The sequence below is a fragment of the Prauserella marina genome, from assembly GCF_002240355.1.
GTDB classification, from domain to species: domain Bacteria; phylum Actinomycetota; class Actinomycetes; order Mycobacteriales; family Pseudonocardiaceae; genus Prauserella_A; species Prauserella_A marina.
Window position 1 is genome coordinate 3022521 of record NZ_CP016353.1, and the last position, 25496, is coordinate 3048016.

Annotated in this window: 24 protein-coding genes; 16 read left to right on the forward strand and 8 right to left on the reverse strand. The window is 69.3% G+C overall.

The window, feature by feature from the left end; genetic code table 11:
* Positions 1–23: 23 nt before the first annotated feature.
* Together BAY61_RS14085 and BAY61_RS14090 are read right to left on the reverse strand one after the other, a co-directional pair.
* On the reverse strand, positions 24–785 hold the full coding sequence (locus BAY61_RS14085) for a sigma 54 modulation/S30EA ribosomal C-terminal domain-containing protein (protein ID WP_245866078.1): 762 nt from the start codon (positions 783–785) through the stop codon (positions 24–26).
* Between the two features lie 92 nt (positions 786–877).
* Complete coding sequence (locus BAY61_RS14090; RefSeq protein WP_091798074.1) at positions 878–1537, reverse strand: phosphoribosyltransferase; 660 nt, start codon at positions 1535–1537, stop codon at positions 878–880.
* A 227-nt stretch (positions 1538–1764) separates the two neighbouring features.
* Between BAY61_RS14090 and BAY61_RS14095 the strand changes: the two genes are divergently transcribed.
* Both BAY61_RS14095 and BAY61_RS14100 read left to right on the forward strand, forming a co-directional pair.
* Entirely contained in the window at positions 1765–2679 is a 915-nt protein-coding gene (locus BAY61_RS14095; protein ID WP_091798943.1) for a universal stress protein, read from the forward strand.
* Positions 2680–2728: 49 nt separating this feature from the next.
* Complete coding sequence (locus BAY61_RS14100) at positions 2729–3328, forward strand: Rv1733c family protein (protein WP_091798077.1); 600 nt, start codon at positions 2729–2731, stop codon at positions 3326–3328.
* Positions 3329–3399: 71 nt separating this feature from the next.
* On the opposite strand, the gene BAY61_RS14105 is transcribed toward BAY61_RS14100, so the two are convergent.
* Complete coding sequence (locus BAY61_RS14105; protein ID WP_091798080.1) at positions 3400–3684, reverse strand: dsRBD fold-containing protein; 285 nt, start codon at positions 3682–3684, stop codon at positions 3400–3402.
* 485 nt (positions 3685–4169) lie between these two features.
* On the opposite strand from BAY61_RS14105, the gene BAY61_RS14110 reads away from it, so the two are divergent.
* The 8 genes from BAY61_RS14110 to hpnH are packed head-to-tail and all read left to right on the forward strand — an operon-like array spanning position 4170 to position 13074.
* Positions 4170–4550, forward strand: coding sequence for a hypothetical protein (locus BAY61_RS14110; RefSeq protein WP_143021326.1), 381 nt, complete (start codon positions 4170–4172; stop codon positions 4548–4550).
* Between the two features lie 20 nt (positions 4551–4570).
* On the forward strand, positions 4571–5470 hold the full coding sequence (hpnC, locus tag BAY61_RS14115; protein WP_091798086.1) for a squalene synthase HpnC: 900 nt from the start codon (positions 4571–4573) through the stop codon (positions 5468–5470).
* The gene (locus BAY61_RS14120; protein ID WP_091798089.1) at positions 5467–6324 is read left to right on the forward strand and encodes a phytoene/squalene synthase family protein; all 858 of its coding nucleotides are present in this window, start codon (positions 5467–5469) and stop codon (positions 6322–6324) included. The genes hpnC and BAY61_RS14120 overlap by 4 nt, the downstream gene beginning before the upstream one ends.
* Entirely contained in the window at positions 6321–7658 is a 1338-nt protein-coding gene (gene hpnE, locus BAY61_RS14125) for a hydroxysqualene dehydroxylase HpnE (RefSeq protein WP_091798095.1), read from the forward strand. Before BAY61_RS14120 ends, hpnE begins: the two co-directional genes overlap by 4 nt.
* Positions 7655–8662, forward strand: coding sequence for a polyprenyl synthetase family protein (locus BAY61_RS14130; RefSeq protein ID WP_091798097.1), 1008 nt, complete (start codon positions 7655–7657; stop codon positions 8660–8662). Before hpnE ends, BAY61_RS14130 begins: the two co-directional genes overlap by 4 nt.
* On the forward strand, positions 8659–10575 hold the full coding sequence (shc, locus tag BAY61_RS14135; RefSeq protein ID WP_091798100.1) for a squalene--hopene cyclase: 1917 nt from the start codon (positions 8659–8661) through the stop codon (positions 10573–10575). The genes BAY61_RS14130 and shc overlap by 4 nt, the downstream gene beginning before the upstream one ends.
* Positions 10559–12070, forward strand: a complete 1512-nt coding sequence (gene ispH, locus BAY61_RS14140) for a 4-hydroxy-3-methylbut-2-enyl diphosphate reductase (RefSeq protein ID WP_091798103.1) — start codon at positions 10559–10561, stop codon at positions 12068–12070. Before shc ends, ispH begins: the two co-directional genes overlap by 17 nt.
* Positions 12067–13074 (forward strand): adenosyl-hopene transferase HpnH, encoded by a 1008-nt coding sequence (gene hpnH / locus BAY61_RS14145; protein WP_091798106.1) that lies wholly within the window; start codon positions 12067–12069, stop codon positions 13072–13074. The genes ispH and hpnH overlap by 4 nt, the downstream gene beginning before the upstream one ends.
* A gap of 330 nt (positions 13075–13404) precedes the next feature.
* Here the strand turns inward: hpnH and BAY61_RS14155 are convergent, their stop codons facing one another.
* The 4 genes from BAY61_RS14155 to BAY61_RS14170 form a co-directional block, all read right to left on the reverse strand.
* Positions 13405–14145 carry an SDR family NAD(P)-dependent oxidoreductase gene (locus BAY61_RS14155; RefSeq protein WP_091798112.1) on the reverse strand — a complete coding sequence of 247 codons (741 nt, stop codon included), beginning with the start codon at positions 14143–14145 and terminating at the stop codon, positions 13405–13407.
* The gene (locus BAY61_RS14160; RefSeq protein ID WP_091798116.1) at positions 14142–15062 is read right to left on the reverse strand and encodes a DMT family transporter; all 921 of its coding nucleotides are present in this window, start codon (positions 15060–15062) and stop codon (positions 14142–14144) included. Before BAY61_RS14160 ends, BAY61_RS14155 begins: the two co-directional genes overlap by 4 nt.
* Positions 15059–17512 carry an MGDG synthase family glycosyltransferase gene (locus BAY61_RS14165; protein ID WP_143021327.1) on the reverse strand — a complete coding sequence of 818 codons (2454 nt, stop codon included), beginning with the start codon at positions 17510–17512 and terminating at the stop codon, positions 15059–15061. The genes BAY61_RS14160 and BAY61_RS14165 overlap by 4 nt, the downstream gene beginning before the upstream one ends.
* Positions 17513–17633: 121 nt before the next feature.
* On the reverse strand, positions 17634–18857 hold the full coding sequence (locus tag BAY61_RS14170; RefSeq protein ID WP_091798122.1) for a PucR family transcriptional regulator: 1224 nt from the start codon (positions 18855–18857) through the stop codon (positions 17634–17636).
* 329 nt (positions 18858–19186) lie between these two features.
* Here BAY61_RS14170 and BAY61_RS14175 point away from each other — a divergent pair, with 329 nt between their 5' ends.
* Genes BAY61_RS14175 through BAY61_RS14195 form a run of 5 tightly spaced genes read left to right on the forward strand, consistent with a single transcriptional unit; the run spans position 19187 to position 24115 of the window.
* Positions 19187–20038, forward strand: a complete 852-nt coding sequence (locus BAY61_RS14175; protein WP_091798125.1) for an ABC transporter ATP-binding protein — start codon at positions 19187–19189, stop codon at positions 20036–20038.
* Positions 20031–20771 carry an ABC transporter ATP-binding protein gene (locus BAY61_RS14180; RefSeq protein ID WP_091798946.1) on the forward strand — a complete coding sequence of 247 codons (741 nt, stop codon included), beginning with the start codon at positions 20031–20033 and terminating at the stop codon, positions 20769–20771. The genes BAY61_RS14175 and BAY61_RS14180 overlap by 8 nt, the downstream gene beginning before the upstream one ends.
* Before the next feature lie 46 nt (positions 20772–20817).
* Positions 20818–21696 (forward strand): branched-chain amino acid ABC transporter permease, encoded by an 879-nt coding sequence (locus BAY61_RS14185; RefSeq protein WP_091798128.1) that lies wholly within the window; start codon positions 20818–20820, stop codon positions 21694–21696.
* Positions 21696–22781: a branched-chain amino acid ABC transporter permease gene (locus BAY61_RS14190; protein WP_091798131.1), complete on the forward strand. Its 1086-nt coding sequence runs from the start codon at positions 21696–21698 to the stop codon at positions 22779–22781. Before BAY61_RS14185 ends, BAY61_RS14190 begins: the two co-directional genes overlap by 1 nt.
* Positions 22778–24115, forward strand: coding sequence for an ABC transporter substrate-binding protein (locus BAY61_RS14195; RefSeq protein WP_091798134.1), 1338 nt, complete (start codon positions 22778–22780; stop codon positions 24113–24115). Before BAY61_RS14190 ends, BAY61_RS14195 begins: the two co-directional genes overlap by 4 nt.
* A gap of 72 nt (positions 24116–24187) precedes the next feature.
* On the opposite strand, the gene BAY61_RS14200 is transcribed toward BAY61_RS14195, so the two are convergent.
* Entirely contained in the window at positions 24188–24778 is a 591-nt protein-coding gene (locus BAY61_RS14200; protein ID WP_143021328.1) for a hypothetical protein, read from the reverse strand.
* A 150-nt stretch (positions 24779–24928) separates the two neighbouring features.
* On the opposite strand from BAY61_RS14200, the gene BAY61_RS14205 reads away from it, so the two are divergent.
* Complete coding sequence (locus tag BAY61_RS14205; RefSeq protein WP_091798949.1) at positions 24929–25420, forward strand: GNAT family N-acetyltransferase; 492 nt, start codon at positions 24929–24931, stop codon at positions 25418–25420.
* Positions 25421–25496 lie beyond the last annotated feature (76 nt).

Below are 25496 nucleotides of genomic sequence, written 5' to 3' on the forward strand. Positions count from 1 at the left end.
CGGTTCCGGGTTTCCGTGCTCGATCACCGGGGCGCGAGGTGCCCGTAATGCCCGTCGTAGCGCCGGTAGACGACGGCGCCCCGGCTGGTGGTGCTGTCGAGGAAGAAGGTGAACGGCAGCGCCGTCTCGTCGAGTCTGCCGGCGGCCTCGGCCGGAGTCTGGTGCGGGACGGGATGGACGTTGACGGTGAGCGGTACGGCGGCCGGTCCCGCCGGAGGCGCCAGCGACGCCAGGCGGGCCAGCTTGTATCCGGTCGGCCCCACCCGGTAGACGACGCTGTCTTCTCCCGTCTCGCTGTCGGTGAAGAGGTAGAAGTCGTAGTCCATCAGGTCCATCGTGAACGTGGCCTCGCCCGGCGCGCACTCGGTCAGCTCGTAGGTCTTGTGCCGCACGATCTCCCTGCGCCCGGTGACCTTCGCCGTGGCAGGCCCCAGCGGGGCGGCTCCGTCCCACGGCCTGCCGGTGCGCGGCGCGGTCAGCATCGCGATCTGTTCTTTCAGCCTGGCCCGCAGCAGGCCGGCCGCCTCGGTGAAGAACGGCGCCGCCACCTGTGCCCGTACGGGGCGTCCTTCGATCTGGAGGTTCGCCTGTGCCAGCGCGGGAACGGGCGCGCTCGGTTTGGTGAAGGCGGTGAGTTTGACGCGCGCGGCGTCGAGCCGGGCCGGTAGCCGCCTCGCGAACGTCGTGAGCTGTTTCCGCACGTACTCCTTGGCTCCGTCGAGCACCTCCCCGCGCGTGTGCACCACGATTCCGTTCGCCACGCTCGCGTCGCCCTGCCTGCTCACCGCGTCACCACCGCCTTTTTCTGATGTTCCGCCGTGATCATGATGGCCGGTGAAGGTGACGAACAGGGCACAAGGTCCCTCGACCGTGCCGGTCACAGGTCGGGCGCGGGGCTCGGCACACTGCGCGGCCGACCGAGCAGCGGGAGCACGTCCTCGTCGCTGACCGGGGAGAAGTCCCGGTACCAATGGCCGACCGCGCGCATCCACACCCTCGGGTTGGGACACACGGTGTGATCGGCGTTGTGGGCCAGCTCCTCAAGTACGTCGGCAGGGGCGACGGGCACGGCGAGCACGACTCTGCCGGCCTGCCTGCCGCGAAGGACGCGCAGTGCCGCTCTCACCGTCGCGCCGGTGGCGATCGCGTCGTCGACGAGCACAACCGTCCTGCCCGCTACGGACAGTGGCGGGAGGTCGCCACGGTAAAGCTCAGTCCTCCGGTCGAGTTCGGCGAGCGCGGTGCGCACGGCGAGGTCCATGTCCTGCCTGCTGAGGCGGTATTCCCTGAGCAGGTCGGCGTTGGTGACGAGTACGCCGCCCTCACCGACGGCGCCGACGGCCAGTTCCGGCCTTTCCGGCGCGCGGACCCGCTGGACGAGCAGGACGTCCAGCGCGCAGCCGAGTCCGTCGGCGACCTGCCTGGCGACGACGGCGCCCCCTCGGGGCAGGCCGAGCACGATCGGGTGGTGCGCGGACAGGTAGCCGAGCCTGCCGGCCAGTTCCCTGCCCGCGTCGGCACGGTTCTCGAATTGCATGGTGCCCGCCTGTCATCGCGCGCGTGTCCCTCGTGCCGATCCTCGGGTAGTCACCGGCCGGGGTGAAGGGTCGAAGGTCCCGCGTCCTGCCTTTGCGTGGCGGTGCGGGCGCCTGTCCTTCAAGGTGGATGGAAAGGGCCGGATCCGGAAACGGTGCGGGCGGCCCCGGCGCCGGGTGAGGCCGAGCCCGCGAAGCAGGTGGAGCATTCGAGCGGGGAGTGGAAAACATGGGTGCTGAGGACGCGGCGAGCGGAGCGGTCGTCGTCGGAGTCGACGGTTCCGAATCGTCGGGATGGGCGGTGGACTGGGCCGCGGCACTCGCGGCGCAACGCGACCTTCCGGTGCGGATCGTGCATGCCTACGGGCTCATCGGCAGGTACTACGGTGCCGAGCTCGCCGTCCCGATGAACGTTCTCGAAGCCGTCGACGAGGACGCGCGCGGGCTCGTGGCGGCGGCCGCCGAGCAGGCGCGCGGGCTGGCACCCGGGGTGGAGGTGACCTCCGAGGTGTTCGACGAGCCGCCGATTCCGTTGCTCAACAAGCTCTCCGCCGAGGCGAAGATGGTGGTGCTCGGCCAATCCGGTCTCGGTGGCTTCGCGGGGATGCTCGCCGGTTCGACGGCGCTGGGCGTCGCCAGTCACGCGAGCGCCCCGGTCGCGATAGTACGGAGGAGAGAAGGCGGCGAGCGGCCAGCCGAGGGACCTGTCGTCGTGGGCGTCGACGGCAGCCAGGTCAGCGAGCAGGCGGTCGCCGTCGCATTCGAGGAGGCGTCGTTCCGGGGCGTGCCGCTCGTCGCGGTGCACGCGTGGATGGACGTCGAGTATCCGATCGGTTTCAACAAGGCGAGGGAGTATTTCGAGACCGGACCGGTGGAGCAGGAGGAAAACCGGGTGCTCGCCGAACGGCTCGCCGGCTGGCAGGAGAAGTACCCCGACGTGCCTGTCGAACGGGTCGTGGTGAGGGACAAGCCGCGCAACCAGCTCCTCGACCGGTCCCGCGAGGCCCAGCTCGTCGTGGTCGGCAGCAGGGGAAGGGGCGGCTTCACCGGCATGCTGCTCGGCTCCACGAGCCAGGCGTTGTTGCATCACGCGGAGTGTCCTGTCGTCGTCGCGAGGCCGGTGAAAGGCGAACGGGCCGGGTAGGCAGGGCCTGAACGATCCGTGCGGGAACGACCAGGAGGAGGCCGGTCCGATGTGGCAGTCGGCGACGTTGCTGGCCAGGTTGTGGCGGCGCATTCACCCCGGCCGCAACCCGTTGGTCAGGCTGTCCGACAGGGTGGAGAGCGCCGCGCTCGTCGCCGCGGTCGTGATTCCCCTGCTGGCACTGCCGTTCGTCGCGGCGGTGGGATCGGACAGTTACGCCCGCGAGATCGCGGTGGCACAACAGCAACAACGCACGCGCCACGAGGTGGAGGCGGTGCTGCTCACCGACGCGCCGGCCACGCAGCGGAACACGGGAACGGCGGGAACGGGGCCGACGGTGTCGGCGCGAGCGGAATGGTCGCTGCCGGACGGGAGCAGGCGCACCGGAATGGTTCCCGCGAGGGCAGCCGCACCGGCCGGTACGACGGTCGAGATCTGGCTTGACGAGACGGGCAGGCCGGTTCCTCCGCCGATGTCGCGAGGGGTGATCGCCTGGAACGCCTTCGCGGTGTCACTGACGGTGTGGATCGGTGTCGTGCTGCTGTCCGGGTTGTTGTTCGTGGCACTGCGGCACGCGCTCGATCGCGGCAGGTATCACCGGTGGCAAAGCGAATGGTCGGCTTTCGACAGGGAGCGCCACGAATCCTGACCCCAGCGCCGAGTTCCGCATCGCCCACATGCGACCGTCCGGCTGAGCAATGTGGACAGCTGGTGCGCGCCTCAGGGGACGCGTTCGACGGGGGCGGCGAGCCGCGCCCCGCCCAGTTCGGTCTCGATGTCGGCGGCGACGGCGGCCAGTAGTTCCTCCGTGAGGTCGTTGAGGGCGCGGGCCAGCGCCAGTTCCCCCGCGATCTGGGGAACCCTTGCCACGTCGAGTCCTCGGTAGGCCAGTCCGATGCCGTCGAAGTGGTTGCCGAGGTCGTCACCGAGCCGGACTCGTGCCCTGGTGGTGCCGTCGTTCTCGTCGAGGACGATGGACATCGTCCATTGAGCGGGGTATGTCATTGTCTCGCCTCCGAATTGCGCATCCACCGTCGCAGCGGGGGAGTGTGCGTTTCTAGGGCCGTTTGTCACTTTCCCCGACGTGGGGGCCGGTGAGGGGGGCCGGTACGCGGGGGCGGTGAGAAACTCACCTGACCCGGCGGGAGGCGGCCAGTGCGAAACAATGCGGAACCGGGTGCTCGCGGCGCGGAAATGGCGAAGTGGACAGCGGTACCGAAATAACTGTACACAGTGGACTTAACGAACTCATCGAGAGGATTCGGAGACGTGCGTGTCACGCACCGAAACCGTGATCATTATACGCTTCTTCGCGGAAGATCGCCTGTGTCACGCGCGTTGTCACACGTTGAGACGATTTCGCGGACCGGTATTCGTGTTAACACATTTCACCAAGAAGAACCCGCCGGTGCGCGACTCGAATGCGCGCGGGCCGGAGGTCAGTGACAAAACTGTTGCGCGTGCCCGGTGAGGAAATAAGATCGTTCCCGGTGAACGCGGTAGCCGGAATGGCGGGCCTTCTCGGCCCCGGTCGTGGCGTGCGCCGGGCAGGTGGTGCGAAGGGCCGCCCGGTGATCTCGCGGACCGGAAACGCGGTGCGAGGCCGGGCACCCCGCCGCCGGGAGTTGCCCGAGGTCGCGACGCTGGCTGACAATGGAGGTTTCGATGCTCCGACGATTGGTGCCGTGGCCGAACGGGACGAGGCGGATCGCATGCAGTCCATGCAGTCGCTCGGCGAGTTGTCACCGCTGGAGGGAGCGCGCACGGCCGGGCGGCCGCCCGAGCGCGCCGCACCACTTGACCACACCGCGAACCCACAGGGCGTACTCGCCCTCACCGGATTCCCTGCTTCGTGTTGGAGGCGTGATTGAGACCCGCGGACCAATCCACCTTGGGAGACCGGGCGGTCTCGGCCGCCGGTGCTCCGGCAGCCGAGACCTTCGAGAGCGCGGATTCCGTGCCCGCGCTGCACGGGGTGCTCGCCAAAGCCCGTAGTGAGAACTTTCCCGTCGCCTCCTGGCTGCTGCCCCCGGCCCATCGCGGGCACCTGCTCGCGCTGTACGCCTTCGCCCGGATGGTCGACGACATCGGCGACGAGGCCGCCGGCGACCGCTTGCGATTGCTCGACGCCGTCTCCGGCGACATCGCGAGGTTGTTCGCGGGTGCGGCTCCCACGACCAAGCTCTACGCCGACCTGGCGGCCACCGTCCACGAACGGGGGTTGCCGAAGGAACCGTTCGACCGGCTCATCGAGGCCAACCGGCAGGACCAGTCGGTGTGCCGCTACCGCACCTTCGACGACCTGCTCGGCTACTGCGCGTTGTCGGCTGATCCGGTCGGCAGACTCGTACTCGGGGTCTTCGGCGCGGACACACCGGACCGGCGGGTGCTGTCCGACCGGATCTGCTCGGCGCTACAGGTGCTCGAACACTGCCAGGACGTCGCGGAAGACGTGAGGCAAGGCCGCATCTATCTCCCGCTGGCCGACCTCGATCTGTTCGGGGTCACCGAAAGTGACCTGTTCGCCGAGCGGGCGGGAAGGCCACTGCGGGCACTGATCGGCTACGAGGTCCAGCGAGCGGTCGCGATGCTCGACGAAGGAGCGCCACTGGTGGCCACGCTGCGCGGCACGGCGCGGGTCGCCGTCGCCGGTTACGTCGCGGGAGGCAGGGCGACCGCGGTGGCCATCGCCTCGGCCCGGTTCGACGTGCTCGCCGGGACGCCGAAACCGGCGAAGACCCGTACGGCCGCCGAATGGCTGCGCCTGCTCGGCAAGGGCGGTGACCGGTGAATACCGCCGAAGCCTACGCCGAATGCGAACGCATCACCCGCGGACAAGCGCGCAACTTCTCCTACGGCATCCGGCTGCTGCCCGCTCCGAAGCGCAAAGCACTGTCGGCCGTGTACGCGTTCGCGAGGCGAATCGACGACATCGGCGACGGCGACCTCCCCAGTGAACAGAAGCTGGAGGCGCTGGAGAACGCGAGGAAACAACTCCACGATCTCGGCGGCTCCGGCGACGATCCGGTACTCACCGGGCTTTGGCACGCGGCGTGGCGATTCGAGTTGCCGCTCGGCGCGTTCGACGAACTCATCGAGGGCTGCACCGCCGACGTAGTAGGCACCAGCTACGAGACGTTCGACGAACTGCGCCACTACTGCCGGTGCGTCGCGGGGTCCATCGGCAGGCTTTCGCTGGCCGTCTTCGGCTCGCCCGATCGCGCGCGCGACGAGCGGATCGCCGACGATCTCGGGATCGCGTTGCAGCTGACCAACATCCTGCGCGACGTACTTGAGGACAGGGTCGCCGGGCGGATTTACCTTCCGGCAGAGGACCTGCGTGCCTTCGGCTGCACGCTGGACCTGACGGAGCGGGCCGAGCTTGCCGACCCCGAGGACGCGCTGCTGCCGTTGCTGGAGTACCAGGCGGCCCGGGCCGAGGAATGGTACGAATGCGGGCTGCGGTTGCTCCCGCTGCTCGATTCCCGCAGCAGGGCCTGTTGCGCGGCCATGGCCGGTATCTATCACCGCTTGCTGCGCAGGATGGCGTTGCGGCCCCGGTTCGTGTTGCGCGGCCGAACATCGTTGCCGGACTGGGAGAAAATCGCGGTCGCGGGGCGGGCGCTTGCGGGAACGTCGCCATGAGCGCACACGTGGCGGTCGTCGGCGGTGGGCTCGCGGGGCTCACCGCGGCCTGTGATCTGTCCGACCGCGGCGTGCGCGTCACGCTGCTTGAGGCGCGCAACCGGCTCGGCGGAGCCACGTTCTCGTTCCAGCGGGACGGGCTCACCGTCGACAACGGCCAGCACGTGCTGTTGCGATGCTGCACGGAATACCGTGCCCTGCTGGAAAAACTGGGTACCGCCGACGGGATCGACCTGCAGCGGCGATTCCGTATGCCGGTGCTCACCGGTGGTGGGGCCGGTGCCGAACTCGCCCGCACCGGCGGGCCCGCGCCGTTGCATCTGGCCGCCGGTATCGCCCGCTACGCCGCGCTGCCGGTCACCGACCGGATCCGGGTTTTCCGCGCCGCCGCGGCGTTGCGGTTCCTCGACCCAGCCGACCCCGCGCTCGACCGGCTGAGTTTCGCCGACTGGCTGGGGCGGCACGGACAGAACGACGCGACGCTGCGCGGCCTGTGGAACCTCATCGCGGTCGCCGCGCTCAACTGTGACGCGAGTGAGGCTTCGCTTGCGCTGGCCGTGATGGTTTTCCGGACCGCGTTGCTCGACCGCGCGGATGCCGCCGACATCGGCGTCCCCGCGTTGCCGCTGAGCGAACTGCATGTCGATCCGGCCGAGAAGTATCTGCTCGAAAGGGGCGGCTACGTCCGCACCCGCAGCCCCGTGCGCGCGATCCGGCGGCAGGGCCGAGGGTTCACCATCCGACTCGACGACGAGGCGATCGACGTCGACGGAGTGGTCATGGCGGCGCCTCCCGACGCGGCCGCCCTGGTCTGTCCACGCGAGGCCGGGCTCGATCCGGACCGGCTCGGGAAGCTGGGCGCCGCGCCCATCGTCAACGTGCACGTCGTCTACGAGCGACCGGTCACCGATCTGCCCTTCGCCGCGACGGTGTCACCGTCCTCGCCGGTGCAGTGGATCTTCGACCGCACCGGGGTCGCGGGACTGGACAGTGGCCAGTACCTGACCGTCTCGCTGTCGGCGGCACACCGCTGGCTCGACACCCCGGTCGCCGAACTGCGCGAGATCTTCCTTCCCGAACTGGCCAGGTTGCTTCCCGCCGCCGCTGGCGTCCCGCACCGGCAGTTCTTCGTGACGAGGGAGCGGCGCGCCACCTTCCGGCAGGGCCCCGGAACGGCAGCGCTGCGCCCGCGCGCCGCGACCAGGTTGCCCGGACTCGCGCTGGCCGGCTCGTGGACGGCGACAGGGTGGCCGGACACGATGGAAGGAGCCGTGCGCAGCGGCCATCAAGCTGCCGGTCTCATCGTCGAGCACATCGGGGGAGGTTCGCCATGACCAGCACGCTGCCAGCCGAGGTGACGGCGACGAGAACGCTCGTGCAGCCCGCGCTGCGCGAGGCCGTGCGCTCCTTGCAGCCGGCCATGCGCCGGGTCGTCAGCTACCACCTCGGCTGGACCGACGAGCACGGCCAGCCCGCCGACGCGGGCGGTGGCAAGGCATTGCGGCCCGCGCTCGCCCTGCTCGCGGCGCAGGCCGTCAAGGCGGCTCCCGAGGCGGCGCTGCCCGGCGCCGTCGCCGTCGAACTGGTGCACAATTTCTCGCTGCTGCACGACGACGTCATGGACGGCGACGTCGAACGCAGGCACCGGCCGACGGTATGGCGGCTTTTCGGGACTCCCGCCGCGATACTGGCGGGCGACGCGTTGCTGACGCTCGCCGTCGACGTGCTGGAGCGGGCGGCGGACCCGGTCGCCACACGGTGTCTCACCGCCGCCGTGCAGCACCTCATCACCGGGCAGAGCGCCGACGTCGACTTCGAGAACCGGCTGGACGTCGGTGTCGGCGAATGCCTCGACATGGCGGCGGGAAAGACCGGGGCGCTCATGCGGTGCGCCGCCCAGGTCGGTGCGCTGCTCGGCAGGGGAAGCCCGGTCGCGGCGGGCCTGCTGGCCGAGTTCGGCAGCAACCTCGGCATGGCCTTCCAGCTCGTCGACGACCTGCTGGGTATCTGGGGCAGTCCCGAGGACACCGGCAAACCGGTGCTCGCCGATCTGCGCGTGCGCAAGAAATCCGTGCCCGTCGTGGCCGCGCTCAACTCGGGAACCGAGTACGGGGCGGCCTTGCGCGAGCTGTACCGGAATCCCGATCCGCCCACAGAGGAGGAAGTGCACACGATGGCAGAGCTGATCGAGCGTTCCGGTGCGCTGGCGTGGACGCGAGAGCGAGCACACCGGTATGTCGGCGAGGCGGGCACCTGCCTCGACCGGCTGGCCCCTCCCGAACCGATCCACGCGGCGCTGCGAGACCTGACCCTGTTCGTCGTGGAGCGTGACCGATGAGCCACGTACTCGACCGGCCGATGGCGACGGTCTCGGCGAGGGCGGCCGAGGCGACCGAGCGGGCCCGCCACCACCTGCTTTCCCTGCAACACGAAGAAGGCTGGTGGAAGGGCGAGCTGGAAACCAACGTGACGATGGACGCGGAAGACCTGATGCTGCGCCAGTTCGTCGGCATCGCCGACGACCGGTTGCTGGCCGAGTCGGCACGCTGGATCCGGTCCTGCCAAAGGGAAGACGGGACGTGGGCCAATTTCTACGGTGGCCCCGCCGATCTGTCCACGACGGTCGAGGCATACACGGCGCTGCGCATGGCAGGCGACCCGGCCGGATCCCCGCATCTGCGCAGGGCTCGTGAGTTCATTCTGGACAGTGGCGGAATCGAGGCGACCAGGGTCTTCACCCGCATCTGGCTCGCGTTGTTCGGGGAATGGTCGTGGGACCGGCTTCCCGTGCTGCCGCCCGAACTCGTGCTGCTTCCGCACTGGTTTCCGCTCAACGTCTACGACTGGGCGTGCTGGGCGCGGCAAACCGTCGTGCCGCTCACGATCGTCGCATCGAGCAGGCCGCGCAGGCCACTCGGGGTCAGCGTGCAGGAGTTGCGAACAGGAAAGCCCGTCCCCGAGCCGGATTCGCCGCTCACCTGGGCCGGCGCCTTCCAGCGACTCGACTCGGTTCTGCACATCGCGGAGAAGTTTCCCGTCAAGCCGCTGCGCCGAATCGCGCTGTCCACCGCGGAGAAGTGGATCGTCGACCGGCAGGAGGCCGACGGCGGCTGGGGCGGCATCCAGCCACCGTGGGTGTACTCGATTCTGGCGCTGAACTTGCGTGGCTACTCGACCCGCCATCCCGTGCTGCGCAAGGCCATCGAGGGACTTGAGGGCTTCACGATCAGGGAACGCACCGAAGAGGGCTGGGTACGCAGGCTGGAGGCATGCCAGTCGCCCGTGTGGGACACCGCGCTCGCGCTGACCGCGCTGCTCGACTCCGGACTGGCGCCGGATGATCCCGCCCTGGTGAAAGCGGCGGACTGGGTGCTGAGGGAGGAGATCCGCTCGGAAGGTGACTGGCAGGTACGGCGCGGTGACCTGGCACCGTCGGGATGGGCTTTCGAATTCGCCAACGACCACTATCCCGACACCGACGACACCGCTGAGGTCATCCTCGGGATGCGCCGGATCGACCATCCCGAGCCGCACCGGTTGCGTGAGGTGCTGGACAGGGCCGCGGCATGGACGGCCGGAATGCAATCGAAGGACGGTGGGTGGGGTGCCTTCGACGCCGACAACACCCAGACCCTGTGCGAGAAACTGCCCTTCTGCGACTTCGGTGCCGTCATCGACCCGCCGTCGGCCGACGTGACCGCGCACATCGTGGAGATGCTCGCCGCGCGAGGTGAGGGCGACACCGAACCGGCGCTGCGCGGCGTGCGCTGGTTGCTGGCACACCAGGAGAAGGACGGTTCCTGGTTCGGAAGGTGGGGCGCCAACCACGTCTACGGGACCGGCGCGGTCGTTCCCGCGCTCGTCGCGGCCGGGATTCCCTTCGAGCACAAGGCGGTCAGGGCCGCCGTCGCCTGGCTGTGCGCGCACCAGAATCCCGACGGCGGCTGGGGTGAGGACCTCAGGTCCTATGTGGATCCAAGCTGGATCGGCAAGGGGGTTTCGACGGCGTCGCAGACGGCGTGGGCGCTGCTGGGCCTGCTCGCGGCCGGTGAACGTGGTCCCGGCGTCGAACGCGGTGTCGATTTCCTCGTGCGCACCCAGCTTCCCGAAGGGGGATGGGACGAACCCCACTTCACCGGAACCGGTTTCCCCGGCGACTTCTACATCAACTACCACCTTTACCGGCTCGTCTTCCCGCTGACCGCCCTCGGGCGCTACGTGGAGGTGACCAAGCATGAACACGCAGGCTGAGGACCTTGTCGTCGTCTCCCCTTTGATGCTGGAGGTCAGCAGTGTCCGCAGGGGACTCGGTGGCGGATGCGTGGTGCGAGCGGGTCCGCACGCGCGCAGATCACGCAGGGTCGAGACCGCGCTGAGGCAGCACCCAGGGGCGGCGGTCGCCGTCGCGGGCGTCGCCGGTGCGCTCGTGCACGACCTCCGGCCGGGTGATCTCGTCGTCGCGAGCGAGGTGCGCTCCGCGCAGGGCACGCATCACTGCCGTTCGGCACCGCTGCTGGCCGCCGCGTTACGGAAGGCGGGACTGACCGTCCATATGGGACCGATGGTCGAATCGGATCACGTCGTGTGGCAGCCGGAAGGGGCGCGCCTCGCACTCGACGGTGCCATCGCCGTCGACATGGAATCGGCGCGGTTGCTGGATCTGATCGGCTCGCGGCCCTCGGTCGTCGTCCGTGCCGTCGTCGACACGCCGAGCCGGTCGCTGCTGCATCCCGCGACGGTACCCGGCGGTATCGCGGCGCTGTCGGCGCTGCGCGAAGTGGGCCCCTCATTGCGAAAGTGGGCGGCCGCCACGCGTGATCGCACGGTGCTGCTCGCGGGACCGAGGTCGTTCTGCGCCGGGGTGGAACGCGCCGTGGAGATCGTGGAACGGTTGCTCGACCGGCACGCGCCTCCGGTATACGTGCGCAAGCAGATCGTGCACAACTCGCGGGTCGTCGGCGACCTGGAACGGCGTGGTGCCGTCTTCGTCGAGGAACTGGACGAGGTGCCGGAGAACGCCACCGTCGTGTTCTCGGCGCACGGCGTTTCCCCCGCCGTGAGGGAGGACGCGAGCAGGCGTCGGCTCGACGTCGTCGACGCCACCTGCCCGCTGGTGTCCAAAGTGCATGGTGAGGCCAAGCGGTTCGCCAGGGACGGCGACACGGTGTTCCTGATCGGCCACGCCGGTCACGAGGAGGTGGAGGGGACCCTCGGTGAGGCCCCTGACCGCACCGTGCTCGTCGAGCGACCTGAGGACGTCGCGGACATCGAGGTCGAGGACCCCGCGAGGGTGTCCTATTTGATGCAGACGACCTTGGCCATGGACGAGGCGGAAGGCGTCGTGACGGCGCTGCGGCAGCGGTTTCCCGCGTTGCGTGGCCCCGGGTCCGACGACATCTGCTACGCCACGACCAACCGGCAGGACGCGGTACGGGTCGTCGCCCGTGACTCCGACGTCGTGCTGGTCGCCGGTTCACCCAACTCGTCCAACTCGCTGCGGCTGGTCGAAGTGGCTCAGCGAGAGGGAACGCCCGCCTACCTGGTGGACGATGTCGGCGAGCTGGATCTCGACTGGCTCGCCTCGGCGGGAACGGTCGGGCTCTCCGCCGGTGCGTCGGCGCCGACCGTGCTGGTCGACGAGATCGTGGACGCGCTGGCCGGATTGGGCGCGGTACAGGTGCGGGAACGCACCACCGCCACCGAGACCGTGAACTTCAGCCTTCCCAAGGAGGTGCGTCACCGATGAACATGCCCCTGCACCAGGCGGTGCGCGTCGCGCGGCACATCGTCACCCAGAAGATCCGGAGGAACGACAAGTACCCGCTGATCATGGAGCTGGAACCGATTCTGGCATGCAACCTCAAATGCGGGGGCTGCGGCAAGATCCAGCATCCGGCGAACATCCTGAAACAGCGAATGCCCGTCGAGCAGGCCGTCGCCGCGGTCGAGGAATCCGGTGCGCCGATGGTGTCGATCGCGGGCGGCGAGCCGTTGATGCATCCGCAGATCGACACCATGGTCAACGAGCTGACCAAGCGCAAGAAGTACGTGTTCCTGTGCACCAACGCGGTTCTGCTGCGGAAGAAGATCGACAACCTGGATCTGAAACCGTCGAAGTACTTCGCGTTCGCGGTGCACATCGACGGGCTGCGCGAGCGGCACGATCTCGCCGTCGCCAAGGAAGGTGTGTTCGACGAGGCCGTCGCGGCGGTCAAGGAACTACAGCGGCGGGGTTTCCGGGTCACCACGAACACGACCGTGTTCAATACCGACACCCCGCAGAGCGTCATCGAGGTGCTGGACTACCTCAACGACGATCTGAAGGTCGACGAAATGATGGTCTCCCCGGCGTATGCCTACGAGAAGGCGCCGGACCAGGAACACTTCCTCGGCGTGCAGGAGACCCGCGAGCTGTTCAGGAAGGCGTTCGCCGGTGGCAACCGCAAGCGGTGGCGGCTCAACCATTCGCCGCTGTTCCTGGACTTCCTCGAAGGCAAGGTCGACTTCGCGTGCACGGCGTGGGGTGTGCCGCTGTACACGCTGTTCGGCTGGCAGCGGCCGTGTTATCTGATGAGTGACGGGTACGCCGAGACTTACCGGGAACTCATCGAGACGACCGAGTGGGAGAAGTACGGAAGGGGCCGGGACCCGAGGTGCGCCAACTGTATGGCCCACTGCGGGTACGAACCGACGTCGGTACTGGCGACGATGGGTTCGCTCAAGGAGACCCTGCGAGCCGCCCGCCGCTGACCCGCCGCCCGCCGACGAGTCCCCGGCTGGTGCCCGGCGGCTGGTGCCCGTTCGCCCCGTCGGCGAGTCCCCCGTCCAGGACGTCGAGTTCTGCGCCCAGGTCGGCGAGTTCCGCGTTCCGGTTGCCGAGTTCTGCATCCGTGCGAGCGAGTTCTGCGTTCGCGGGCTGTTGGCGTGGCGCCCGCCGGCCGCGCCCGAGCGCGGATGTCGCCGCCCCGGACGCGGATGTCGCCGTCCCGAGCGCGGATCTCGCCATCCCGGGCGCGGATCTCGCCGTCCTGAGTGCGGATGTCGGCGGTCTGGGCGGGGGACTCGCGCAGGGCTGCGGCGTCAGCCGAAACGGCGCTGCAAGGAGTCGGTCAGGCCCGGCGCCACACCGCGCAACCTGGCGGGAAACCGCAGCCATCGCGGAACGAACACCTCGGGCCTGCCGTGCTCCAGCGCGGCGACCAGAGCCTCGGCCACCGTACTCGCCGGTACGGGGCGCGGCCGGGACCGCCGATACGGCGTCCCTCGCCGGTCGAAGAACGGCGTCGACACCACACCGGGAACCACCACCGACACCGTGACGCCCTTTCCGGTCACCTCGCCGCGCACGCTCGCACCGAGTGCCGCCACACCCGCCTTCGTCGCCGAGTACACGGCCTCGTCGGCGACGCTCATACTCCCCGCGATCGACGACACCAGGCCCAGCGCGCCGCTGCCGCGCGCGAGCATTCCCGGTAGCACACCCCGGATCAAGCGCGCGGGAGCGAGCAGATTGGTCGCCACGAGCCGGTCGATGGCGGCAGCAGGCATGTCCGCGAACGACCCAGCCCAGCCCACACCGGCGTTGCACACCAGCACATCGACCTCACCCGCCTCGGCGAGTACCGTGGCGATGCCGTCCGGCTCGGTCAGGTCGGCGACGCACATCCGGGCTCCGGTACCGCGGGCGACGTCCGCCAGCGCCTTCCGGTCCCTGCCCGTGATGAGCACCTCGCAACCACGGGAGCCAAGCGCGGCGGCCGTTTCCGCGCCGATCCCCGAGGAACCACCCGTGACCACACACCGCGTACCCCTGTCGATCACCGGTTCTCCTTCTCCGTCTGTTCCGGCCGAGCCATATAGGTCTCGGCCTGCGCGGTCTGTGGCGCGTGCCTGCTGAGCACCGCGATTCCGGCGATGCTGACGGCCAGCCCGATCACCTGTCCCGCGATCCGGCCCGCTCCGCCGGGCAACTGCTCGCCGAGCCACAACGCGCCGACTCCGATGCTGACCAGCGGATCCAGCGCCACGATAACGGCAAGCGCCGGCGCGAGCGCCACACCGACGCGGAACGCGTTCTGGCTGAGTACGAACCCGGTGACCCCGCAGACGACGACAACGTAGAAATGCCAGTGCGTGAGCAGTGCCGACACCCCGTGCCGCAGGTCGTCGGCGGCCAGTTTGGACAGTCCCGCCGTCACCCCGTACAGCACGCCGGTCGCCGTGGCCAGCGCCAGCACCCTGACCCTGCCCGCGTATTCGACGGCGACGGCAACGCACACCACGATGAGAAAAGCCAGTCCGGCGGCGAGCGGCAGCACCTCGCGAAGCTCCAGCCTGCCGTGCCCGGCGACCGGTCTCGCCACGAGGAAGAACACCGCGAGCCCCGCGACACACAGCCCTGCCCCGAGCAGGACGATCCGGTCGGGGCGTTCCCCGCGCAGCGCGCTGCTGGAGAACACGGCGAACACCAGCGCGGTGACCAGCAACGGCTGGACCAGCACCAGCGGCCCGGTGGCGAGCGCGAGCCACTGCAACGCGATGCCGAGCCCGTTGGTCAGCAGCGACGCGAGCCACAGCGGCTGGCGCAGCAGGGTGAACACGAGTCCGATTTGTACGGTGCCACCGCCGACGACCCTTCTCGCCGCCTTGTGTTGCAGCGCCCCGGTGAGCCCGAAGGCCGCCGCGGCCAGCACGGCGGAGGGCACCGCGATCCACAGGACGGTGCTCGGGCCGCTCATGGCCTGCCGGTGTCACCGGCCGGTTCGGTGAACACGGCATCGGTGTGCTTGGCGATGCGCTCGGCGAGGGGGCCGAGCCCAGCGGGAGCGGTGAAACACAACGTGATCCCATCACCCCAGGTCATGGCGCCCCAGGCGAGTCCGGTCCCGGGTGCCACGGCGAGTACGGGATACGCCTCGGTGAGCACGGCGCCGTGCCAGGTCACCTTCCGGCGCGGGCCCGGCATGACGGTGCCGATCGCGTTGAACCACGTCCCCCGGTAGACGCCCCGGGCCGCCATCGGCCGCAGCGGCGGGGGCAGCGCGCCGAGCAGCCGCACCACCCCGTGCGCTGCCTCTGGCACCCCCGCCTCGATCCTCTCTCGCATGGTCGCGGCGACCAGGGCCGCCCGTTCGGGCAGCTCCATGGGGCCGACGGGAAGGTCGATCGACACGGCACCGGTGTGGTTGCCCGCGGTGCGCAGGCTGCCGGTGCCGCGCAACGACCACGGCACCATGAGCCGGAACCGCGCGTGCTCGGGCAGACCGAACACCTCGTGCAGCGACTCCGCGAACACGGCGGTGAGCAACTCGGCCGCGCTCACCTCCAGCGCCCGTGCCTTTGCCCGCACCTGCCTTCCTGGCAGCCGCAGCAGGGCATGCCTTCGCTCCGCGTCGGCGAGCGCACCGTCCAACGGCGACTCGGGGGCGCCGCCGGCCGTCGCGAGCCGCCACAGGCCGCCCGCCAGCTTGCGGGGTTCGGGCCGGAAGCCGGAGCCGCCGACCGCCGTCACCGGTCTGGTCGCCCACGTGAGGCCCGCGCTCGTGTCCGTGTCGGACAGCAACGCCTGTAGCACCGTCATGCCGTCACCGAGGGCGTGATGCAGCGCGACGAGCACGGCGCGCCGTCCACCGGGAAGGCCGGTGACGAGGCGGGCCGCCCCGAGCTTGCCGCCGCGCAGCGGGGAGGAGAAGAACTCGTCGGCCGCTTGGGTGAGGTCGCCGGTGCTGATCTCGTCGACGAGCGTGGCCGGATCGGTGAGCCGGCGCCCGCTCCATCGCGCCCCGCGCAGTAGCCCGGTTCCAGTCAGTGTGCCGCCGACTCCGGGTACCGCCGAGATCATGCCCGTGACGTGCCGCGTGGTGAGCCTCGGCCCTCGCGAGAACACCAAGACGGTGCCGACGTACTGCGGGGCCTTCGGTGTCCCCGCGTGCAGGAACAGCGCGTCGGCGGCGGGGAGGCGGCGGTCATGGGCTTTCGCCGGGACCTCCGCCAGCATCATCAGGCCCTCGGAAAGCCGCAGTCTGCCCGCGTGCCCGCCGGCCGCCGCTTCCAGCGCGGTCAGCTCACCCGCCCGTTCGGGACGCAGTGCGTCGGCAAGTTCGCCCGCTCGGGTGCAGATGATCGCCAGTCCGGCCTCGGCCATCAGGTTCGCGTTCGTGCGCCCGTGCCCCGCGATGGGGTTGTGCAGCAGCACGGCTCTGCCGCAGGCGAGCGCTTCGAGCGCGGTGGCACCACCGGCGTTGGTGACGATGACATCGGCCGCCGCCATGAGCCGGGACATGTCGTCGACCCAGCCGAGCACCCTGACCCTCGCATCGCCCGCGAAGGCGTTGGTCAGTACGGTTTTCAGCCGTTCGTTGCGCCCGGTGACGACGACGACCGTCAGACCGGGATCCCCTGCCAGCAACTCACGTACGGTGTCGTCGCCCCTGCCGAATCCCAGCGAGCCACAGGAAACGACGGCCACCCGCCGCGCTCCGCCCAGCCCGGCGCTCGCGCGGGCGGCGGCGCGGTCGGCCGGCCGGAAGGCGCCGGCAACAGGTGGTGCGGAAACCCTGACCTCGGCACCGGGCACGCTGTCCCGCGCGGGGGCGACGGCAACCTCGTGCATCACGAGGTTGAGGTCGACACCGTCGTGCACCCACGAGGGATGCGGCGCGAAATCGGAGATCCACGCCGCGGTGGGCACCGAGAGTCCTCGCTGCCGTCGCAGCCACTGCAGGCCGGTACTGCCCATCGGATAGGTCGAGAGCACCAGATCGGGCCGGACGCGGTCGATCGACGGCGCGAGACCGCGCCCGCTCCAGGCGCCGATGACCCGCTTCGCGGCCGTGGCGAACCAGCGGTGATGCCACATCGAGGAGTAAAAGAAGTCGTAGAGCCACGGCAGTTTTTCCACACACGTCTTGTAAATGCGTCGGAACGCGGGGCCGGTCGCCGTGCCCATCGTCTCCAGCACGTCGACCCAGTGCACTTCGATACCGGGCCACAGTCGCTCGGCGGCCTCCCGCAGTGCCCTGCCCGTCGCGTTGTGTCCCTCGCCCATGTCGGCCGACACGATGAGCAGACGCTCCGGTCTTCTCGGCTCTCCGCTCCCAGTCGTCGTCATCACCACCCGTTGGTCGGCGATCACCCCGGTCTTGCCCCAAGCCTGCCACGTTCGGCGCCATCGCGGGAGTTCGGACACGGCGGAGCCACCACCGAGACTTGCCCACGCGGTGAATCCTTCACGGGTGAGGCAACGAAGCCCTGGATGTTTCACTGGATGGTGGGATTTTCGGTGCCGCGTCCACTTCGGACGCTCGGAGTCAGCCGCTCTGCTTGCGGGCCAGCAGAGCGAGTGTGAACAGCAGGCGGTCGCGTGGCCGCGACACCTTGCGGCCGGTCGCCGATTCGATGCGTTGCAGCCGGTAGATCACCGTGTTGCGATGGCAGTACAGCCGCTGTGCCGCGTGGGTGGGGGAGCCACCGCATTCGATCGTCGCTTCGAGAGTCTTGAACATCGTCTCCCGTTCCGGCTCCGGCAGCGCCAGCAGATCACCGAAAGCCACCCGCTGAAGCCGGGGAGCGAGCTGCGGGCTGCCGACGAGCAGCGCCTCAGGCAGCCGGTCGTCGAGGTAGGCGACCCCGTTGGCGGGAAGGGTGCGGGCCGCGATCTGCGCGAGCGTGTACGCGTCGGCGATGTCGGCGAGCCGGTGCACCACCGGTGAACATCCCACCCTTCCGTGCGCGGAAGCGCCGAGCACGTCCAGTACGGCCGAGGGGGCCCGTTCACCGAGCACGACGAGGCCGACGATGTCGGACGGCCTGACGTGCCACGACGAGAGGATCCCGTGGGCCGCCAGTACATCCCGGGGTGAGCGCAGCGGATCCTCGCCTGGGACGTCGATGGGCGCGACGACACACAGCAGTGGACCGGTGGCGGGCAGGCCGAGCGCGCTCGCGGCTTCCTCGGCGAGCGCGGTGTCCCTGCCTCTTCCCTCAAGCAGTGCGTTGAGAAACGCGTGCCGCCTGCTCAGTTCCTGGCTCCGCAGCCGGGATTCCTCAAGCCGGTAGGCGTCGACGAGTGCCGAAGAGCTGGAATCGATCACGCGCCACACGTATCCCGCCGCGTCGAGCAGGGCGTGGTCGTAGTACCCGGCGAAGCGCTCGCGCGAGGTCGCGAGCAACCCCTCCCAGATGACCCTGCCGCCGAGCCGGTAGGCGCGGAGCACGGCTTCCAGCGGAACCCCTTGGCGTGCCCTCAGCCGCCCGGTCTCCATGGACGTGTCCTGGGGATCCTCGCCGTCGGGCACGTTGCCGCCGAGGGACTGGATACCGCGCTCGATGTTGCAGCGCAGGTTCTCCCTCAGCTCGTCGGGAGCGGTGACACCGAGTTGCGCGTAGGCGGGTTCCCGTTGCAACACCATGATCGTCAGCCGGTCGGCGAGACTTTCCAGGTTGTCGAGCAGAACGCGGCTGAGTTTGTGCAGCGCGTCCCGTGCGGGCTCCGAGCAGTCGAGCGCACCGCTTCGCCCTGCCGACGATGTCATCAGGCGACGATGGCACGGACTACAACGCGCCGTCCACCGGATCCGGGCAGTGAGCCCATAAATCGGACACATCTTTGGGCTCCGCGCCTATGGCCGGGATTGGGCGCCGCGCATCACTCTTAAGGCGTGTCTGATAAATCTCTGCCGTGCGAGCGGGGATCAGCGTGGTTCCTCGCAAGGCGGAGGGAAGTCCTCGTACCGGGTCGTACTCGGGCTTTCCGACAACGCGGCGAGGGGACACGCTGGCCCCGCAGCAGGCAACGGGTTTGTCAGACACGCCTTAGGGCCTTCGCGAAGAGGGTGCCCCGCGTCGGCGGCACTCGACCCCAATGGCGGGAGGCGTGGTCGTGACGTTGCCGGACACATCCGAAACCCGGTTCGCCGACGCTGGATCCGCTCCGCCGCCACTGTTCACCGCCACCGGGGTCACGGTGCGATTCGGCGGGCTGACCGCGCTCGACACGGTGTCGCTGGCCGCGCGGCCACACGAGGTGCACGGTGTCATCGGCCCCAACGGAGCGGGCAAGACCACGTTGTTCAACGTCTGCTGTGGTTTCGTCGAGCCGGACGAAGGTGTCCTGCGATGGCGGGGAGATCCGGTAGGCGGGCTCAGACCACACCAGCTCGCCGGTATGGGGATCGCGAGAACCTTGCAGGGACTGGGTTTGTTCGCAGGGCTCACCGTGCTGGAGAACGTCATGGTCGGCGCGGATCGGTTCCGGCGCACCGGATTCGGCTCCGCGTTGCTGGCACTTCCCCGTTCCGCCGGTGACGAGCGGAGGTTGCGGGAACGGGCGATGGCGGCGATGGCCGAGCTGGGACTCGCCGACGCCGCGAGCGCGATGCCCGCGAGCCTGCCCTACCCGGTGCGCAAGCGGGTCGCGTTCGCGAGAGCGCTCGCCGCCGACCCCGAGCTGTTGCTGCTCGACGAACCTGCGAGCGGGCTCGGTGCCGCCGACATCGCTGAGCTCGGCGAACTGGTGCGCGGTCTCGCCTCCCGCATGTCGGTGGTGCTGGTCGACCACCACATGGACCTCGTGATGGCGGTGTGCGATCACATCACCGTGCTCGACTTCGGCAGGATCGTCGCCCGGGGAACCCCGGCCGAGGTCAAGGACGATCCCGCCGTCATCGACGCCTACCTCGGCGAGGAAGCCGACCGGAGTGGAGACCATGGCTGACGGCGGGCGCGACCGTGAACTCGACATCAGGGGACTCACCACGAGATACGGCCCCGTCACGGCACTGGACGGCGTGAGCGTGCTCGCGAGGCCGGGCGAGGTCACCGCCGTCCTCGGAGCCAACGGCGCGGGCAAAACCACGTTGCTGCGCACCGTTTCCGGTCTGGTCAAGGGCAGTGACGGCGCGGTGCTGCTCGGCGGAAGGGACCTGGCCGGAGCACCCGCCGAGACGATCGCGAGAGCGGGTGTGGCACACGTTCCCGAAGGCCGTGGCGTCATCACCGAACTGACCGTCGAGGAGAACCTGAGGCTCGGCGAACTACTCGGCAGCGCGCGAAGAGGCAAGGCCGACAAGAACGAGCGGCTCGCCTCCGTCTACGGCATGTTTCCCCCGCTGGCACAGCGAAGGCGGCAGGTAGCCAACTCGTTGTCCGGAGGGGAGCGGCAGATGCTCGTCATCGGAAGAGCGCTGTTGTCGGAGCCGGAGGTGCTGCTGCTCGACGAGCCTTCGCTCGGGCTCGCGCCGAGGGTCGTCGCCCAGATCTTCGGACTGATCAGGGATCTGGTCGACCGCGAGCGGATCACGGTTCTGCTCGTGGAGCAGAACGCCCGAAGCGCACTGTCCATAGCGGACACCGGGTTCGTCTTGAACCTCGGAAGGGTCGTCGCCAGTGACGACGCGGAGGCACTGGCCGCCGACGCCGAACTACGGCACGCCTACCTCGGGTTCTGACGGCCTTTCTCGCGGTCGTCGCCGCGATCGGACGCAAAGGGGACCGATGCAACAGTTCCTGAACATCACACTCGGCGGGCTCAGCCAGGGCGCGATCTACGCGGCTTTCGCGCTGGCGCTCGTGCTCATCTGGAGAGCGACGCGGATCATCAATTTCGCGCAGGGCGCGATGGCCATGTTCACCACGTATCTCGCGCTCGCCGTCATCGAGAGCGGCCAGTCGTACTGGGTGGGTTTCGCCGTCGCGCTCGCGGGAGGACTGGTGCTCGGCGCCATCGTGGAAAGGGTCATCATGCGCAGGGTCGAGGGCGGTCCCGAACTCAACGCGGTCATCGTGACCCTCGGCCTTTTCATCGGGTTGCAGGCGCTCGCCGCGATCATCTTCGGCGCGACCTTCCAGTCCTTTCCCGCTCCGTTCGGGCTCAGGGGCTTCACCTTCGGTGAGCTGACCGTCGCGTTCACACCGTTCAGCGTGTTCATCATCGGTTCCGTACTGGTCGTGATGCTGGCACTCGTCGCGCTGTTCCGGTTCACCGATCTGGGACTGCGCATGCGGGCCTCGGCGTTCAGTCAGGAGGTGTCGCGGCTGCTCGGCGTCAGGGTCGGCAGGATGCTGACCATCGGCTGGGCCTTCGCTGCCGTTGTCGGCTCGCTGGCGGGGCTGCTGATCGCGGGCGGCAACCTCGTCCATCCGGCCTACATGGACGCGATCATCGTCTACGGATTCGTCGCCGCCGTACTCGGCGGGCTCGACAGTCCGGCCGGTGCGGTCGCCGGTGGGCTGATCATCGGGCTGGCACTGTCCTATGTGAGCGGTTATCTCGGCAGCGAGCTGGTCACGCTCGCCGCGCTGGCGATTCTCGTGGCGGTACTGCTGATCCGGCCGAAGGGGCTGTTCAGCAAGATCGCGGAGCGGAGGGTGTGATGGGCGCGAGGATCATCACGAAGCCGGTGAACGCCGTCAGGCGTTTCCTGCCTTCGTCGGTTCTGGGCCGCAATCTGCTGGCCGTACTCGTCGCGCTGATCGCCGTCGTGCTCGTGCTGGAACTGACGACACCGTTTCGCAACGCCCAGCTGGCCACGATGTCCTACTACGCGATCGCCGCCGTCGGGCTGACCGTCCTCACCGGACTGAACGGGCAGATCTCCCTCGGGCACGGTGCGCTCATGGCCGTCGGCGCGTACACGACGGCGTTGCTGCTCGGCGAGGACGCGGTGCCGTTTCCCGTCGCGATGCTCGCCGCCGCCCTCGTCACCGCGCTCGCCGGAGTGCTGGTGGGCGCGGCGGCGTCCCGGCTGCACGGCCCTTACCTCGCCGGGGCGACGCTCGCGCTCGCGGTCGGAGTCCCAGGGCTCGCGATCTACTTCGACGGCCTGCTCGGCGGTGAACAGGGACTGCCGGTGTCGTCACCGCGCGCGCCCGACTGGTTCGCCGACGCGCTGTACTTCCTGAGTGCCAACGACATGAGCAGTGCCAAGTACCTCGCCTACCTCGGCTGGGCGACGCTGCTGCTCGTCATGCTGCTGCTGGCGAACCTCATGGCGAGCAGGTTCGGCAGGGTGTGGCGCGCGGTGCGCGACGACGAGGTCGCCGCCGAACTCGCCGGGCTGCGGCTCGGCCGGTTGCGGGTGCTGGCGTTCGTGGTCAGCGCGGCGTGCGCGGGGCTGGCCGGATCGGTGCTGGCGATGGTCGTGCGCCTTGCCGCGCCGAGCGGTTTCACCATCGTGCTTTCGCTGTCCCTGCTCACGGCCGTCGTCGTCGGCGGGCTCGGCAGTCTCGGTGGTGCGCTGCTCGGCAGCGCGCTGCTGGTCTTCCTGCCGCCCGCGGTGACCAACCTCGGCACGAGCGCGGGCCTCACCGGTGTGCAGGCGGCGCAGCTGGCGCCGTTCGTGTACGGCGTCGTGCTGATCGTCGTGATCCTGGTCGCGCCAGGAGGGGTGATGGGCTTGCTCCGGCGACTGTGGCGCGCGGGAACGACCACAAGCTCCGACCAAGGAGGTACGAGATGAGCAAGAGATCAAGGCGTGGCTCCGCGTTCGTCGCCGTGACGGCGATCGCCGCGCTGGTGGTCACCGCGTGCGGCGCGGGCGGAAGGCCAGGCGAAGGAGACGGTGAGGGCGGCGGGGCCTCCGATGTCGGCGTCACCGCCGACACCATCAAGATCGGCGCCCACTTCCCGCTCACCGGCGTCGCGGCTCCCGGCTACAGCGAGATTCCGACGGGGACCAAAGCCTATTTCGACTACGTGAACGCGAACGGCGGCGTGCACGGCAGGAAGATCGAGTACGTATACAAGGACGACGCCTACAACCCGACCAACACCAGCCAGGTCGTCAACGAACTGGTGTTGCAGGAGGAGATCTTCGCGATGGTGGGCGGGCTCGGCACGCCGACGCACAGCGCGGTACTGGACTTTCTCAACAGCTCCGGGGTACCCGACCTTTTCGTGTCGTCGGGTTCGCTGCTGTGGAACCAGCCGGAGAAGAATCCGCAGACCTTCGGCTGGCAGCCGGACTACGAGGTCGAGGGCAAGATCATCGGCCAGTATCTGCGAGATCACCTTTCCGAGGCCAAGATCGGGCTTTTCCTGCAGGACGACGACTTCGGTGACGACGGAGAGAAGGGCGTGCGGGCCTTCGTCGGCGACCGGATCGTCGCGGCCGAACGGTACGCGCCGGGAAACACCGACGTCGGACCGCAGATCGCCGCGTTGCAGGCATCCGGCGCCGACGTCGTCGTCGGGTTCAACGTCCCCTCCTACACGGCGCTGAGCCAGCTCACGTCGATGCGGCTCAACTATGGTCCACAGTGGATCTACTCGAACGTCGGGTCCGATCCGGCGCTCGTCGGCTCGTTGCTGAACCGGTTCTCCGAAGGCAAGGTGACCGACGCGAGCGTGCTGGACGGCGTCATCACCACGGAATACCTTCCCGGCGTCGAGGAGAAGGACAACCCGTGGACCCGGTTGTGGCAACGGGTGTGGGACGAGCACGGCGGGCAGGGGGAGCTGACGAACTACCGGATCTACGGCATGTCCGAGGCATACACCTTCGTGCAGGCGCTGCAGGCGGCCGGTCCGGAACCCACCCGCGCGGGACTCGTCGAGGCTTTGGAGAAGATCGGCCCCGAACTCACCGGCCCCGCGCTGGTGCCCTACAGGTACTCCGCCGACTCGCACGCCGGTCTCTCCGGGGTGAAGGTCGTGCGGATCAAGGGAGCCGGGACCGAGGACCTGAGCCCGGTACTCGTGACCGGCAACGGGGACACCGAGATCACCGAGCACACCGCCGAGCACGCCCCTCCGCCGCCGAACGGGATTCCCGACATGAAGCCGGTCGGCTGAACGGTGCCGGTCCGCCCCTCCAGCGAGTCCCCGTCCGGGACGGCGAGATCCGCATTCGCGCGCCAGTACCGGTCAGGAGCGGACGAGATTGCCGAGCGTCGTCGCCGTGTCGGCCGCCGACCAGTCGTCCGGGATCTTGTCGCCGTCCAGCGACAGTGTGATGGCCACGAACGCGGAGCGCTCCGGCGCGAGCAGTTCGGCGGTGTGCTCGGCGCGGCCGTTGGGGTAGACGTGGTCGCGCACGGCGATCTCCGCGCCGTCGACGTCGTGCGTGCTGACGTCGTCGTCGGTGCGGTCGAGCGCGCTGTCGCGCAGGTCGCTCTCGTTCGCGGTCTTTCCGACAATCAACGTCATCGACGGCTCGGTGAACCGGCAGAGGTAGCGTTCGCCGGTGTCGGCGAAGGTGCTGACACCGGCTCCGAACGAGCGCGACCGCGCGTCGCCCACGATCGGGGGCTCCAGCAGGGTGCACTCGTCGTCGCGCTGGATGACCGTCGTCGGGCCGACCTGGTCGGCGTTGTCGATGGCAGCGTTGAGCCGCTCCAGCCAGGCGCCCGGAACCGTGGGCGGGCCGTGCTGCCAGGTCTCCGGTTCGGCGGGGGAGCAGGCGAGCAGCGCACCGGCGACCACCGCGAGCGCGGCCCCGGTCAGCACAGGATGCAAACGATTAGTATTCATGTGCAAATCGGTCATGCCGGGTCGGACGCGGCGGCCCGCGGTTCAGTTCCCGTCGCCGCGAAGCTGACGCCGGGCGGTACGCTCCGGGCTCCACGGGAAGGACCGTGGCTCAGCGGACCGGAGCGGAGGCCGAGGATGACCGAACGGCGCTACCGGCTGCGGGCGGCGACATCCGACGACGCGGACCAGATCGCCGAGATCTGGCGCCGAGGCTGGCACGACGGGCACGCGGGCCGAGTGCCGAAGCAGCTGGTCGCCGCGAGGACCCCGGAGTCGTTCCGGGTACGCGCCGCCGACCGGGTCGCCGACACGACGGTGGCCGTGACCGCCGGTGACGTCGCGGGCTTCGTGATGGTCGTCGAGGACGAAGTGGAGCAGGTCTACGTCGGGGCGGACCACAGGGGATCAGGGGTCGCCGCCGTCTTGCTCGGTGAGGCGGAACGTCTTGTCGCCCGCAATGGATACCGCGCGGCATGGCTCGCGGTGGTGGCTGGCAACGCGCGCGCACGGCACTTCTACGAGCGAGAAGGCTGGCGGGACGAGGGCCCGTTCGGGTACGGCGCCGCGACGGAGGAGGAGATCGTCGAGGTGCCCTGTCACCGGTACGTCAAGGATCTCGCTTCGTGAGCGCCGGTAGGCTGGACGGATCTCCGGCTCGCCGTTAGTCCACAGTGGACTAGGCGACGGGGGTGGATGATCATCG